Source organism: Phocaeicola faecalis, from assembly GCF_021730445.1.
GTDB lineage: Bacteria > Bacteroidota > Bacteroidia > Bacteroidales > Bacteroidaceae > Phocaeicola > Phocaeicola faecalis.
In genome coordinates this window covers 72,793-86,981 of sequence record NZ_JADNRM010000007.1, presented here as the reverse complement: position 1 = coordinate 86,981, position 14,189 = coordinate 72,793, and the positions used below count along the sequence as shown (strand labels likewise).

12 protein-coding genes and 1 pseudogene are annotated in these 14,189 nt (G+C 43.8%); 7 read left to right on the top strand and 6 right to left on the bottom strand.

Annotated elements, in window-relative coordinates; all coding sequences use genetic code 11:
- Positions 1–28: 28 nt before the first annotated feature.
- Entirely contained in the window at positions 29–2,209 is a 2,181-nt protein-coding gene (locus tag IR173_RS09060; protein WP_237039329.1) for a S9 family peptidase, read from the top strand.
- Between the two features lie 160 nt (positions 2,210–2,369).
- Here IR173_RS09060 and IR173_RS09055 read toward each other — a convergent pair whose 3' ends face one another.
- From IR173_RS09055 to IR173_RS09045, 3 genes are all read right to left on the bottom strand, one after another.
- Positions 2,370–3,188 carry a M48 family metallopeptidase gene (locus IR173_RS09055; protein ID WP_237039328.1) on the bottom strand — a complete coding sequence of 273 codons (819 nt, stop codon included), beginning with the start codon at positions 3,186–3,188 and terminating at the stop codon, positions 2,370–2,372.
- A gap of 219 nt (positions 3,189–3,407) precedes the next feature.
- Positions 3,408–4,082: a bifunctional 4-hydroxy-2-oxoglutarate aldolase/2-dehydro-3-deoxy-phosphogluconate aldolase gene (locus IR173_RS09050; protein WP_237039327.1), complete on the bottom strand. Its 675-nt coding sequence runs from the start codon at positions 4,080–4,082 to the stop codon at positions 3,408–3,410.
- A gap of 31 nt (positions 4,083–4,113) precedes the next feature.
- On the bottom strand, positions 4,114–5,136 hold the full coding sequence (locus tag IR173_RS09045; protein WP_237039326.1) for a sugar kinase: 1,023 nt from the start codon (positions 5,134–5,136) through the stop codon (positions 4,114–4,116).
- Between the two features lie 244 nt (positions 5,137–5,380).
- On the opposite strand from IR173_RS09045, the gene IR173_RS09040 reads away from it, so the two are divergent.
- The 3 genes from IR173_RS09040 to IR173_RS09030 all read left to right on the top strand — a co-directional run bounded on the left by IR173_RS09040 (position 5,381) and on the right by IR173_RS09030 (position 9,517).
- A complete protein-coding gene (locus IR173_RS09040; RefSeq protein WP_237039325.1) occupies positions 5,381–6,460 on the top strand; it encodes a LacI family DNA-binding transcriptional regulator in 1,080 nt (359 codons plus the stop codon).
- A 12-nt stretch (positions 6,461–6,472) separates the two neighbouring features.
- A complete protein-coding gene (locus IR173_RS09035; RefSeq protein WP_237039324.1) occupies positions 6,473–7,963 on the top strand; it encodes a UxaA family hydrolase in 1,491 nt (496 codons plus the stop codon).
- A 249-nt stretch (positions 7,964–8,212) separates the two neighbouring features.
- Entirely contained in the window at positions 8,213–9,517 is a 1,305-nt protein-coding gene (locus IR173_RS09030) for a Na+/H+ antiporter NhaC family protein (RefSeq protein ID WP_237039323.1), read from the top strand.
- A 23-nt stretch (positions 9,518–9,540) separates the two neighbouring features.
- On the opposite strand, the gene lipB is transcribed toward IR173_RS09030, so the two are convergent.
- The 3 genes and pseudogenes from lipB to IR173_RS09020 form a co-directional block, all read right to left on the bottom strand.
- Positions 9,541–10,194 (bottom strand): lipoyl(octanoyl) transferase LipB, encoded by a 654-nt coding sequence (gene lipB, locus IR173_RS18145; RefSeq protein ID WP_317207937.1) that lies wholly within the window; start codon positions 10,192–10,194, stop codon positions 9,541–9,543.
- A 69-nt stretch (positions 10,195–10,263) separates the two neighbouring features.
- A pseudogene (locus tag IR173_RS18140) lies at positions 10,264–10,485 on the bottom strand (GNAT family N-acetyltransferase); the annotation flags it as partial.
- A 492-nt stretch (positions 10,486–10,977) separates the two neighbouring features.
- On the bottom strand, positions 10,978–11,847 hold the full coding sequence (locus tag IR173_RS09020; RefSeq protein WP_237039321.1) for an AraC family transcriptional regulator: 870 nt from the start codon (positions 11,845–11,847) through the stop codon (positions 10,978–10,980).
- Positions 11,848–11,962: 115 nt separating this feature from the next.
- Here IR173_RS09020 and IR173_RS09015 point away from each other — a divergent pair, with 115 nt between their 5' ends.
- Genes IR173_RS09015 through IR173_RS09005 form a run of 3 tightly spaced genes read left to right on the top strand, consistent with a single transcriptional unit; the run spans position 11,963 to position 14,188 of the window.
- A complete protein-coding gene (locus IR173_RS09015) occupies positions 11,963–12,769 on the top strand; it encodes a Cof-type HAD-IIB family hydrolase (protein ID WP_237039320.1) in 807 nt (268 codons plus the stop codon).
- A 3-nt stretch (positions 12,770–12,772) separates the two neighbouring features.
- The gene (locus IR173_RS09010) at positions 12,773–13,171 is read left to right on the top strand and encodes a VOC family protein (protein WP_237039319.1); all 399 of its coding nucleotides are present in this window, start codon (positions 12,773–12,775) and stop codon (positions 13,169–13,171) included.
- Between the two features lie 6 nt (positions 13,172–13,177).
- Positions 13,178–14,188 (top strand): 3,4-dihydroxy-2-butanone-4-phosphate synthase, encoded by a 1,011-nt coding sequence (locus tag IR173_RS09005; protein ID WP_237039318.1) that lies wholly within the window; start codon positions 13,178–13,180, stop codon positions 14,186–14,188.
- Position 14,189 lies beyond the last annotated feature (1 nt).

Below are 14,189 nucleotides of genomic sequence, written 5' to 3'. Positions count from 1 at the left end.
TTTAATCATCAAAAAATAGCTTTTAAGTATGAATAAATCAAGCGCAACCATCATGGCAGCAGCACTTATGCTAGCTTCTTCCTGCACTGAGATAAAGCAGGAAGGACAGGGCTACGAGCCCATCATCGGTAAGCAAGAGATTTCCATCAAAGACGGCCGCCTCACCCCCGAAACCCTCTGGGCAATGGGACGTATAGGCAGCTTGAGTGTATCACCCGACGGCAAGAAAATAGCCTACACCGTAGTATACTACAGTGTTCCCGAAAACAAAAGCCACCGTGTGATTTATGTAATGGATGCCGACGGGCAAAACAATACCCTGCTTACCCAAACAGCCTGGAACGAAGGAGAGCCCCAATGGATAAAGGGAGGAACCAAGATTGCATTCCTGTGCAATGAAAGTGGCGGCAGCCAGATTTGGGAAATGAACCCTGACGGTTCGGAACGCCGCATCATCTCCGACTTCAAAGGAGACATAGAAGGATTCTCGTTCTCACCGGATGGCAGAAAAATTCTTTTCATTTCGCAGGTAAAATATGGTCAGCGCACCGTAGACCTCTATCCTGACCTGCCCAAAGCCAGCGGTATCATTGTAAACGACCTGATGTACAAGCATTGGGACGAATGGGTGGAAACGACTCCGCATCCCTTTGTAGCCGACTTTGACGGCAACATGATGGGAGCGGCCACCGACATTATGGAGGGCGAACCATTTGAAGCTCCGATGAAACCGTTCGGCGGCATCGAGCAACTGGCATGGAGCAGCGACTCTAAACAAATAGCCTATACCAGCCGCAAGAAGCAAGGGCTGGCTTACGCCATCTCTACCGATTCGGATATCTACCTTTATGATTTGGAAAGCAAAAAGACCGAGAATCTATGCAAGGACTATACTGAAAGCAGCATACCTGCTACCATGACCAATGCAATGGACGGCGCTACCCCACAAGCAGTCAAACTGACTGTAAAAGACGAGAACAAAGGGTATGACATCAACCCCAAATTCTCGCCCGACGGCAAGTACATCGCATGGCAAAGCATGGAACGCGACGGATATGAGAGTGACCGCAACCGCCTGTGTGTAATGGATTTGGGCAGCAAAAAGAAGACTTATATCACCGAGAGTTTCGAATCGGGTGTAGACGACTATTGCTGGAACAATGACTCCCAAAGCCTGTACTTTGTCGGTGTATGGCATGGTACCAGCATGATATACAGTACTAACCTGAACGGCGAAGTGAAGAAACTGACCGACGGTATGTACGACTACGGTTCGGTGGCGATGGCAGGCGATAAGTTGGTTACCAAACGCCATTCCATCAGTGCAGCCGATGAAATCTATACCCTCACTCCTGCCGACGGCCAGTTGGCTCAAATCTCACATGAGAATGACCACATCTTCAATCAGCTGAAATTGGGCAAAGTGGAAGAAAGATGGACCAAGACCACCGATGGCAAACAAATGCTTTCATGGGTAATCTATCCCACCAACTTTGACCCGAACAAGAAATACCCCACTCTGCTATTCTGCGAAGGCGGCCCGCAAAGTCCTGTCAGCCAGTTCTGGAGCTACCGTTGGAACTTCCAGATAATGGCGGCCAACGACTACATCATCATTGCCCCCAACCGTCGCGGTCTGCCCGGCTTCGGCATGGAATGGCTGGAACAAATCAGTGGCGATTACGGAGGTCAGTGTATGAAAGACTATCTGTCGGCCATCGATGATATTTCTAAGGAGCCTTATGTGGACACAGACCGTCTGGGATGTGTGGGTGCCAGCTTCGGCGGATATTCGGTCTATTGGCTGGCCGGTCACCATGACAAGCGCTTCAAAGCCTTCATCGCACACGATGGTATCTTCAATATAGAACAGCAATATCTGGAAACGGAAGAAATGTGGTTTGCCAATTGGGATATGGGCGGCGCATACTGGGATAAGAATAATGCAACGGCACAACGCACGTTTGCCAATTCGCCCCACCGTTTTGTAGACAAATGGGATACCCCCATCCTGTGTATCCACGGTGAAAAGGACTATCGCATCCTGGCCTCACAGGGTATGTCTGCCTTTAATGCAGCCGTGCTTCGCGGAGTTCCTGCCGAGCTATTGCTTTACCCGGACGAAAACCATTGGGTATTGAAGCCCCAGAACGGAGTGTTATGGCAACGCACCTTCTTTAGCTGGCTGGACAAGTGGCTGAAGAAATAATTCAGCGGAAACATTCTGTCCGAACATTATATAAAACATAACCACAAAAAAGAGTCATATCAAACTCAATCCTGAGTAAGAATATGACTCTTTTTATGATTTACAACTTCCTTAAGCTGTCATTGTCTGTTTTAACAAACAACACGGATGTTCTTATGTCTTATTGGGCAGCCTCCGGTGTTTTATTCTCCGGCTTTTCGATACCTTCGCCGGTAGCTCTTTCCTCCATACGCTTGATGCGGACATCAAGATCGGGGTGAGTAGAGAATAACTGATTCAGTTTACTGCTCTTCTGTGCACCGGCTTCTTCCTGCAACTGTTTCAGTTTTTGGAAAGACAGAGCCATTGCCCACGGATTTTTCCCTGCTTTCTTCAGAAACTCGTAACCGTAGTCATCCGCCTCACGCTCCTGTTTTTGTGAGTAAGTGGCATTAACCAACGCTTCTCCCAAATCGCCCAACTGAGATTCTGTAAGTGCAGCAGCTTTGCCGCCTTGCGAAGAAATACCGTCTTTCAAAGCTGAAGTCAGCAATGCCGTGCGGAAACCGTTCTTAGAATCCTTATGGGCTACATGACCTACCTCGTGGCCAATTACGCCCAGCAATTCTTCATCACTCATAATGTCCATCAAAGAAGAAAAGACACGGACACTGCCATCGGCACAAGCAAACGCATTCACATCAATCACATAGTACACCTTGAAATTCAAAGGAATGCCTTCCACTTCATTCAAACCTTCGGTCAGCTTTTTCAAACGAACTGTGTATGGATCATCATCGGCACATACCTGATTGTGTTTGTCCATCCAGTCAATATATTCTTTTACATATTCCCTCATCTGCTCATCGGTCAGCGTAACTGCCTTTGCAGCTTTCACAGCGCCACCTACGGCCTTTTTCAGATTGAACTGTGCCATTACCGGTACAGAACACGTCATACACAACAGTACAACTGCCAGTTTCATCAAAGTCTTTTTCATTTTCGTGTAAGTTGTTAATGGTTTTTAATTCTATTTCTAAATATGACACAAAAGAACAAAATTATCGTTTATCCACCAATCTTTTCACTAATATTTTAAACGAAAAGCCGCCGCAAATTCAGTTTGCGACGGCTTTCACCCTTTTTTATACACACCTTTAAACAAAATGATAATCTTGCCTTAGCATCTCCCCTACACACAACGAGGGGAGCCTGCTCTTTATTTATTTGCGCGAGCCTCCGCAATGTAGCCTAAAGCCTCTTTACATTTTGCAGTAACATAAGCCCAGTCTTCCGCTTCCACTTTATCTTTCGGGAAAAGCTTAGAGCCCATACCTACGCAGAAAACACCTGCTTTAATCCATGAAGTAAGATTTTCCTGAGTAGGCTCTACCCCACCGGTCACCATCAGTTTTGACCAAGGCATCGGTGCCAGCAAACCTTTTACCAACTTCGGACCGAGTACATCACCGGGGAACAACTTGCAAAGGTCACAGCCCACTTCTTGTGCAAAACCTACCTCAGACACGCTTCCGCATCCCGGAGTATAAGCCACCAGACGACGGTTGCAAATCTTGGCTATTTCAGGATTAAACAATGGGCCGACAACGAAATTTGCCCCTAACTGAAGATACAGTGCAGCGGTAGCCGGATCAACAACCGAGCCAACTCCCATTGCCATTTCAGGACACTCCTTAGCTGCATATTTCACTACCTCGGCAAATACTTCGTGAGCAAAATCACCACGATTAGTGAATTCAAACGCACGAACACCGCCTTCATAACAGGCTTTTACCACTTTCTTTGCCACTTCTGCATCTTTATGGTAGAACACAGGAACCATGCCGGTAGAACCAATCTTGTTCAACACAGCTATTTTATCAAATTTTGCCATTTTACTGTTTTACAAAAATATGTCTGAATTCTTATCTCTGAACACGTCCGCTGGCATCGCCGCCTGCCAATGCTTCCACTTCCTCAGCAGAAACCAGATTGAAGTCACCATTGATGGTGTGCTTCAAGGCAGAAGCTGCAACAGCAAATTCCAAAGCCACACCCTGATTGGGTTTTGTCAGCAATCCATGAATAATACCTCCTGAGAATGAGTCGCCGCCACCTACACGGTCAATAATAGGATTGATATCATAACGCTTTGATTCATAGAATTCCTCACCGTTATAAATCATTGCCTTCCAGCCGTTGTGAGAAGCCGAGAACGATTCACGCAAAGTTGAAATAACATATTTGAATCCGAACTCCTGAGCCATTGCCTTGAAAATGCCTTTGTAGCCTTCGGCATTTGTTTCGCCGGCTTCCACATTTGCTTCCGGTTTGAACCCAAGGCAAAGTTCCGCATCTTCCTCATTACCAATGCATACATCCACATACTTCATCAACGGTTTCATGATAGACTGTGCCTTTTCTTTTGTCCACAGCTTTTTACGGAAGTTGAGGTCTACAGAAACCGTCACACCATGACGTTTGGCGGCTTCACAAGCCAATCGGGTCAACTCGGCAGCCTTGTCGGAAATGGCAGGAGTAATACCTGACCAATGGAACCAGTCGGCCCCTTCCATAATGGCATCGAAATCAAAATCAGTGGGGTCGGCCTCTGAGATAGCCGAGTGTGCACGGTCATAAATAACCTTGCTAGGACGCATTGACGCTCCCGTTTCCAAATAATAGATACCCACGCGGTCACCACCACGAGTAATGAAATCAGTCTTCACACCATATTTGCGCAAAGCATTGACAGCAGACTGGCCGATTTCGTGCTTCGGTAGTTTTGTTACAAAATAAGCTTCATGACCATAATTGGCGCAGCTCACTGCCACATTTGCCTCACCACCGCCATAAACTACGTCAAATGAGTCTGACTGTACAAACCGTGTGTTTCCCGGAGTTGAGAGTCTCAACATGATTTCACCTAAGGTTACTATTTTTCCCATAATTACGTGATTTTAAATTGTTATTTATCTGTTCGTTTCACTTTACACTTTACTAAAGCACTGGTCTGCAAGCCGATAGTTGTTAAGGCTTTAACATCTTCGCCCAGTCCCCTACTCGGATATTTCATCCGTGTACGTGCACAAAGGTACTATTTATTTTTTTAATACCAAAAATTGTTATATATTTGTGGGTGAAAAAAATAATTTATTAGTGTGTCCGAGCACGCTATATATAATAAGGTATATGAATAAACTGCCCGAAAGAATCAGAATTAAAGATATTGCCCGCTTAGCGGACGTATCGGTTGGCACAGTAGACCGCGTATTGCATGGCCGCACCGGAGTTTCGGAAGCCAGCCGAAAGAGAGTGGAAGAAATCTTAAAGCAACTGGATTACCAGCCCAATATGTATGCCAGTGCATTGGCCTCAAACAAAAAGTATCTGTTTGTCTGTCTGCTTCCCCAGCACAAAGAAGGAGACTATTGGACTGATGTGGAAGCCGGCATAAAACGTGCTGTGGAAACATTTTCTGATTTCCATATCACGCTCTCCATCTCCTATTACGACCAATATGAATATGCTTCTTTCACAAATTCCGGCAAAGAGATATTGGCCCGGGAAGTGGACGGAGTTTTGGTGGCTCCCACCGTTCCCGAAATCACTTCACAGTTTATCGAACAATTGCAAAAGAAGGAAATCCCTTACATCTTTATCGACTCCAATGTACCCAGTCTTCGTCCTTTGGCATTCTTTGGACAGAAATCCGAACAAAGCGGTTATTTTGCCGCACGCATGGCAATGATGCTGGGAGAGAGACCGAAAGAAATTGTCGTGTTCCGTCAAATTAATGAAGGGCGATTGGGGTCCAACCAACAGGAGAACCGGGAGAAAGGTTTCAGAAAATACATGCAGGAACATTTCCCCGACTGTCGGATTGTAGAACTAAACCTCTACGCCAAGCGTCCCGACGAGGATGAGATACTGCTACAACGCTTCTTTATCGAACATCCTCAAATTAATTGCGGTATCACGTTCAATTCCAAAGTATATATTGTGGGAGAGTATTTGCTAAAGCATAACAAAAAGGACTTCAAGCTGATGGGGTATGACCTGCTGAGCCGCAATGTACACTGCCTGAAAGAAGGAACTGTAGATTTTTTGATTGCACAGCAACCGTCCGTTCAGGGATACTGCGGTGTGGAAAGTCTTTGCAATCATCTCATTTTCAAAAAAGAAGTGAAGCAGTGCAACTATATGCCCATTACCTTGCTGACAGTAGAGAATATAGATTTCTATCTGGATGCCCACAAAAAACAAATCTAATAACTGACATAAATGGAAACAAAGTATTTAAAAATCAATCCGGCCGACAATGTTGCTGTCGCTATCTCAGAACTTAAATCCGGTGAAACAATTACTGTGGATGGTGTTTCAATCGTTCTGAAAGAGAACATACCCGCCGGGCATAAAGTGGCTTTAAAAGACTTTTCTGAAGGAGAGGATATCATTAAATACGGTTACCCCATCGGACATGCGCGCATGGCTGTGAAACAGGGAAGCTGGATGAATGAAAAGCAAATCCAGACCAACCTTGCCGGATTGCTGGAATATACTTATAATCCGGTGGAAGTCTCACTGGACATTCCCAAAAAGGATTTGACTTTTAAAGGATACCGCCGTAAGAACGGAGAAGTGGGCATCCGCAATGAGATATGGATTATCCCAACTGTGGGATGCGTTAATGGCATAATCAACCAACTGGCAGAGGCATTGAGACGCGAAACCAACGGCGAAGGAGTAGATGCTATCATGGCATTTCCTCATAATTATGGCTGTTCCCAACTGGGTGACGACCATGAAAACACTAAGAAAATTCTGCGTGACATGGTACTGCATCCCAATGCGGGAGCCGTATTGATTGTCAGTCTGGGATGCGAAAACAACCAGCCTGATATATTTCGTGAGTTCCTTGGAGAGTATGACACCGACCGTGTGAAATTTATGGTTACTCAAAAAGTGGGCGATGAATTTGAAGAAGGAATGAAAATATTGCACGAACTTTATGCCAAGGCAAAAGAAGATGTGCGGGTGGAAGTTCCTTTATCCGAACTGAGAGTAGGTCTGAAGTGTGGCGGATCGGACGGTTTTTCGGGCATCACAGCCAATCCCTTGCTGGGAATGTTCTCCGATTTTCTTATTGCCCAAGGAGGTACCTCAGTCTTGACGGAAGTGCCGGAAATGTTTGGTGCGGAAACTATCTTGATGAACCGTTGCCGTAACAAAGAATTGTTTGAGCAGACTGTCCGGCTCATCAATAACTTTAAGGAATACTTCTTGTCTCATGGGGAACCGGTAGGCGAAAATCCGTCACCGGGAAACAAGGCGGGCGGTATCTCTACACTGGAAGACAAGGCATTAGGCTGTACACAAAAGTGCGGCAAATCTTACGTTGACGGGGTATTGCCTTATGGCGAACGCCTAAAAGTGAAAGGACTGAATCTGCTTTCGGCGCCGGGCAACGACTTAGTGGCAGCTACTGCCCTCGCCTCTTGCGGTTGCCACATGGTGCTTTTCACTACCGGTCGCGGTACTCCTTTCGGCACTTATGTCCCCACCATGAAGATTTCAACCAACTCCGCACTGGCAAAAAACAAGCCGGGATGGATAGACTTCAATGCGGGTGTTATCGTAGAGCATGAACCGATGGAAAAGACATGCGAAAGATTCATTGATTATGTCATCAAAGTGGCAAGCGGCGAATTCGTAAATAATGAAAAGAAGAATTACCGCGAAATAGCCATCTTTAAAACAGGAGTAACCCTCTGATACCTATATTCGCCACATTATTCCTTTAGGAGAAGAACAAAAGGACAAATTCTAAATAGGGTGTTTGGATTTGTTCTTTTGTTCTTCTATTCATAATATCCTTCTATCACTAAACCCAATCCACAACCCGGTATTCTTAATACCGAACTCACGCTTAGTAACCCAAAAAAGGATAAATTAATTCTGCTAACGAGGTATCAAGCAGTCTTTTTTGTAACTTTGCACCCCATTTCATAAAAATAGAAATTCATGAACGGTGAAAAATTAACTCCTATAACCAATAAACCCAGTCTATGGGCACTTAGTCCGTTACTGGTATTTCTGTGTCTTTATTTGGTAACATCTCTCATAGTAGATGATTTTTATAAAGTCCCCATAACCGTTGCATTCATGGTTTCTTCGGTATATGCTGTCTGCATCACCAAAGGACTGAGCCTGAATGAACGAATGTTGCAATACTCCATCGGTGCAGCCAATAAGAACATCATGTTGATGATATGGATTTTTATTTTGGCAGGTGCTTTTGCCCAAAGTGCAAAAGATATCGGCGCCATCGATGCAACCGTTAATATGACGCTCCATTTATTGCCTGACAACCTCTTATTGGCAGGTGTCTTTCTAGCTGCCTGTTTCATATCCATCTCCATTGGAACCTCGGTAGGAACAATTGTAGCATTAGTGCCGGTAGTGGCAGGTATTGCCGAGAAAACAGACATGAATCTGGCATTCATGGTAGGTATTGTGGTGGGAGGCGCCTTTTTCGGTGATAATCTTTCCTTTATTTCGGATACTACCATCGCAGCCACGCGTACCCAAGGATGTGCCATGCGTGATAAGTTTCGGGTAAACTTTATGATTGCTTTGCCGGCGGCATTGATAGTGTTCGGTTATTATATTTTCAGGGGAATGGATATTATGACTACTCCCGAAGTACATTCAGTAGAATGGGTGAAAGTTATTCCTTACCTGGTGGTGCTGGGAACAGCCATTGCCGGTATGAATGTAGCCTTAGTGCTCATCTTGGGAATTGCCAGCACAGGAATCATCGGAATATTGACCGGAAGTATCAGCTTCTTCGACTGGTTTGGCTCTATGGGAACAGGCATCACGGGAATGGGTGATTTAATTATCATCACACTCATGGCAGGCGGAATGTTGGAACTGATTCGTTTTAACGGTGGAGTGGATTATATTATTCAAAAACTAACCAAACACGTAAACAGCAAACGAGGTGCCGAATTATGCATTGCAGCATTGGTGAGCATTGCCAACTTTTGCACGGCAAACAATACGATAGCCATCATCACCGTAGGCCCGTTGGCAAACGACATAGCTACCCGCTACAGAGTGGACAAGCGCAAGAGTGCAAGCATTCTGGATACTTTCTCCTGTGTCATCCAAGGAATAATCCCTTACGGAGCACAGATGTTAATTGCTTCCAAACTAGCTGCATTGTCACCACTGAGTGTAATCGAGTATTTATACTATCCGGTTACCATCGGGATATTTGCACTGTTGAGTATCATACTCCGCTATCCGAAGCGCTACTCATGAGATAAATGTTATTTTTGATACATTTATGACAACAGCCCGCACAATGCCTGTTGCAAACGTGCTATGACTTCTTCCATCGGAACTTCTTTGCCCAATTCCTTCTGCAAAGAAGTCACTCCTTTATCTATAAATCCACATGGATTGATATATCCAAAATAACGCAAATCCGTATTGACATTCAATGCCAGCCCATGCATCGTAACGAAATGACTACTACGCACCCCCATAGCACAAATCTTCCGTTCCTGAGAAGTTCCGATAGCAAGCCATACGCCTGTTGCCCCTTTTACCCTGCCAGCTTCTATACCATACGAAGCACATACCTTAATCACCGCTTCCTCCAATAGATGAATGTAGTCTTTCAAACCCAAATGATAGTCTTCCAAATTCAGAATGGGATAGCAAACCAACTGTCCGGGACCGTGATATGTAATATCTCCCCCTCTATCAATATGATAGAGCGTTGCACCGATAGCTTGCAACTGTGCCTCACCCAACAACATATTTACATCTTTTCCACTCTTTCCCAACGTATAGACGTGAGGGTGTTCTACAAAAATAATTCTGTTCTCATAAGGCTTTCTTTCCTGCTTTGCTTCCACCAGTGCATTGAAAAGCACGGTTTGTCTTTCCCAAGCTTCGGAGTAAGGAACTATTCCCCAATTTTCTATTTTCATGTTTTCCTTTAATTTTAAATGTAATATAGGATACGGTTCACCTGATGCATCAGTAGCATCTCTGCCTATCACCTCAAATCCTAAGTGACGGTAAAAACCATAAGCCTGCTCATTCTGTTCATTTACATCAACATAATGAACATGACAATAGTTGATGGCATACTGCAGTAATTTCTTCCCTATTCCTTTTCCCATGCTTTGGGGGTGCACAAAAAGCATCTCCAACATATCACCGTTTATCCCCATAAAGCCTTCTATCCGTTCCGGCCCTCGCACTATGTAGACAGGCATGCTATGAAGATAAACACTCCACACCAACGGTCTGAGTTTCAGAATATATTGTTCGGGAATAAAATGATGAGTAGCACGCACCGACGCTTCCCACAGCTCGGTCAGTTCCTCAAAATCATCAGCAGTAGACAAAGTAACACACATAAGCATTCATTATTTCTGGCAAAGATAAGGATAAAAACCGAGAGTTAGAGCGGATTGGAGCAAGAAGGTTGTAAACAAGGGGTTTAGAGAGAACCTGACTACGATGTCGAAGCCGAAAACGTAACATGGCACATGGGAAGACATCGTTAAATAGGTAACGATTACAGCAGCATTATTTTTGAGAAATACACATTCACAGATAGCCAAATTCAATAAATTATCAGCTTATTGTTGCTGAAATCAATATTTCAGTCCATACGCTTCCTGTTTGTTGTCCAGCGTTGTTCTATCTATCCTAAATGAAATGCCTTCAAAAAGTTAGACAATAACTTCCAAGGGTATTTCATTCTATATTTTTTCTATTTGATTACGATATTCTTTAGGAGTCCGTTGAGTTATGCTTTCAAATTGTTTGATAAAATATGGGACATTACCATACCCTGACTCGTAGGCTATTTGAGAGACGCTCAAATTGGAATATGATAGTAACTTACAAGCATGTTCCACCCTAATTTCCGCAAGACATTGGAAAATACTTTTATCTGTCCGTTGCCGAAAATAACGGCATAGTGCCGATGGATTTTGCTTGACGTAATCGGCGATTTCCTGTAATGTGATTTTCTCCTTATAATGGTTGAATAAATAGGTATATACTTTACTGACGGGCTCATTGACTTCTACGGCAAAATTCGTATTGCTATATGCCGTACTGGACAGAAGTTTTATGTTTTTACATGCAGACAGCCGCTCCAAAATTTGAAAGAGAGCTATTATCCGATGGGTATATTCATAATGATCAATTTCTTGAAACCGTTGTCCTAATTCCTCGAATAACTCTTTATCATAAAAACGTATCCCATATTGACTCTTTTGAAGCAACTGATAAATAAGTTGATAATCAGGTATATCCTCCAACTTGAAAGGAAATATTATTGGATGGAACTGCAAAGCCTCTCCTGCACTTGATTCAAAGTTTATCGTAGAATTCAATTTGGTATTACAAAGATGCAAATGAGGAACATTACTGCCGATTAATGCGATGTCTCCCTTTTGATAGTCAAGAACCCCTTCCCCAACAAACTGTTTTCCACTTCCACGGGTAAACAGCATAATTTCGTATTCTACATGCTTATGACGGGGCAATACGAATTGAGGGTAAAGAATATGACTGCATAATGTTGTCCGTTCGTGAATGATTTTACGTTCCAGTATACCCATATTTCCTTCTTTTTTTGTTTTCGCAAATATAAGAAAGTAATTAGCAAATATAATAGAATTACATGTTAAAAACATACCCTACCTTTGCAAAGTCAAAAGATTAATAGAGAGAGGCATGAAAAATAATCCCATAAAACTAATAGCATCCGATATGGACGGTACACTTTTGGATTCAAATGGAATATTGAATCCGGAGTTTTTCACTATGTTTGAAGATTTAAGTAATAAAGATATAATGTTTGTTGCCGCAAGTGGTAGACAATACTACAACTTACTGAAACTTTTCAACCCCATAAAAGATAAAATCATATTTATAGCAGAAAACGGAACTTATGTCCTTTTTAATTCCCAAGAGTTGCTAATAGTGGATGTTCCCATAGAAAAAGCCCGTGAGGTCATACGTGAAGTTCGGAAAATAGAGGGAGCTTATCCTGTTTTATGCGGAAAGAACAAGGCATATATAGAAGACTACCACCCAGATTTTGTAAAACAGGCATATACTTATTATGAGAAATGTAATGTCGTACCGGATTTGATGAATGTCACCGATGACAGATTTCTGAAAATAGCTGTTTACGATTTCCGAGGTTCTGCTATAAACAGCTATCCCATCATGGAGCATTTCAATAATAGCCTGAAAGTGGTTGTTTCCGGATCGAACTGGTTGGACGTAAGCCATCGGGATGCGAATAAGGGCAATGCCTTGAAGCTAATTCAGTCGTATTTTTCCGTAACGCCGGACGAGTGTATGGCTTTCGGTGATCAGATGAACGATGCTGAAATGCTTCAGTCCGTGGTTTACAGCTATGCAATGGAAAATGCTTCGGAGGAATTGAAGCGTTACGCACGTTATACAGCCCCGTCCAACGATGCCGGAGGGGTACTGTCAGTCATCAAAGAATCTATTTTTAATAAGAAATAAACTATGGAGATAAAGGCAAAGATTACAGGAATACAGCATGTCGGTATTCCGACAAACGACATTGGAAAGAGTATGCAATTCTACCGGAGCCTCGGTTTTGAACCGGTCTGGCAAACAGTTAATCCGAACAATGGAAAAACCGTGGTTTTCCTGCAACTGGGAAATCTGGTAATGGAGATTTACGAGAGTACACAGGTAGCAGATAAATCCGGAGCGATAGACCACATAGCGTTGAATGTTACTGGTATCGACCTGCTATTTGAGAGTATGAAAGAGACCGGACACAAGATGTTGGATGAAAAGGTGCAATACCTGCCTTTTTGGGAACATGGGGTAAAGTTCTTTACAATACTCGGTCCCAATAAAGAGAAAATAGAATACTGTGAAAAACTGACTGAATAGAATGAGGTGAGCAAGGAGGATTTATTATCGAAAATACCTTGTGCCGTATTGTGCGAGTTGGCCAACGATGACGGCACAGTGTTCCGCCTTCCTGAAATTGTAGAATTTAGTAACCAATATAATTATCCGATTATGAGTATCAATGATTTAAAAAATTACACTCCGGCTCCCGATTTTTTGCCGGGGTTAGTCGGTTCATTTGCAAAACCCGCGTCCGAAAATCCTACTGTGGCTATCATGGAAGCCGCTTTCAAGCATCACGGTATGCACTACAGATATATCAACTGTGAGGTAGGACCGGATAATTTGGAAGCTGCCGTAAACGGAGCTAAGGCCATGGGCTGGAGAGGATTCAACTGTTCCATTCCCAACAAAATCAAGGTTATACAATATCTGGACGAGTTGGGAGACTCTGCTAAAATTATAGGGGCTGTCAATACGGTCATCATCGGGAAAGACAAAAGGACCAGAGGTGAGAATACGGATGGGAAAGGCTTTGTGAAAGCCATTTCGGAAGTGACCTCCATCCAAGGCAAGAAGGTGGTTCTGTTCGGAGCTGGTGGTGCTGCACGTGCCATTGGTGTAGAAATGGCTTTGGCGGAAGCTGCATCCATTACTATTTTGAATATCGATAACGCAGGACGGGAACTGGCCGATTTGCTGAATGGCAAGACACCCGCCAAAGCAGACTTTGTCTTATGGAATCATTCTTACCGGATTCCGGCCGATACGGACATCGTGATTAATGCCACTTCCGTAGGACTTTATCCGAATGTGAACCAGCGTCTGAACATGGATTCCGACACCTTGTTACCTAACATGGTCGTAGCCGACTGCATTCCTAATCCGGTGTACACCCATTTTGTCAAGGATGCGATGGCACGCGGATGCCAACACGTACTTCCGGGTATGAACATGCTTGTCAATCAGGCTGTGATTGCCGTGAAATACTGGACAGGTGTGGATGTGGATGCTGAAGTTATGCGTAACGAGCTCAAAAAGGTACTTGGATTATAAC

What these genes read in the sequence shown, in the direction of transcription:
- IR173_RS09060 (WP_237039329.1), top strand. Translation starts at nt 29, where the DNA reads ATGAATAAATCAAGCGCAACCATCATGGCAGCAGCACTTATGCTAGCT.
- IR173_RS09055 (WP_237039328.1), bottom strand. Translation starts at nt 3,188, where the DNA reads ATGAAAAAGACTTTGATGAAACTGGCAGTTGTACTGTTGTGTATGACG.
- IR173_RS09050 (WP_237039327.1), bottom strand. Translation starts at nt 4,082, where the DNA reads ATGGCAAAATTTGATAAAATAGCTGTGTTGAACAAGATTGGTTCTACC.
- IR173_RS09045 (WP_237039326.1), bottom strand. Translation starts at nt 5,136, where the DNA reads ATGGGAAAAATAGTAACCTTAGGTGAAATCATGTTGAGACTCTCAACT.
- IR173_RS09040 (WP_237039325.1), top strand. Translation starts at nt 5,381, where the DNA reads ATGAATAAACTGCCCGAAAGAATCAGAATTAAAGATATTGCCCGCTTA.
- IR173_RS09035 (WP_237039324.1), top strand. Translation starts at nt 6,473, where the DNA reads ATGGAAACAAAGTATTTAAAAATCAATCCGGCCGACAATGTTGCTGTC.
- IR173_RS09030 (WP_237039323.1), top strand. Translation starts at nt 8,213, where the DNA reads ATGAACGGTGAAAAATTAACTCCTATAACCAATAAACCCAGTCTATGG.
- lipB (WP_317207937.1), bottom strand. Translation starts at nt 10,194, where the DNA reads ATGAAAATAGAAAATTGGGGAATAGTTCCTTACTCCGAAGCTTGGGAA.
- IR173_RS09020 (WP_237039321.1), bottom strand. Translation starts at nt 11,847, where the DNA reads ATGGGTATACTGGAACGTAAAATCATTCACGAACGGACAACATTATGC.
- IR173_RS09015 (WP_237039320.1), top strand. Translation starts at nt 11,963, where the DNA reads ATGAAAAATAATCCCATAAAACTAATAGCATCCGATATGGACGGTACA.
- IR173_RS09010 (WP_237039319.1), top strand. Translation starts at nt 12,773, where the DNA reads ATGGAGATAAAGGCAAAGATTACAGGAATACAGCATGTCGGTATTCCG.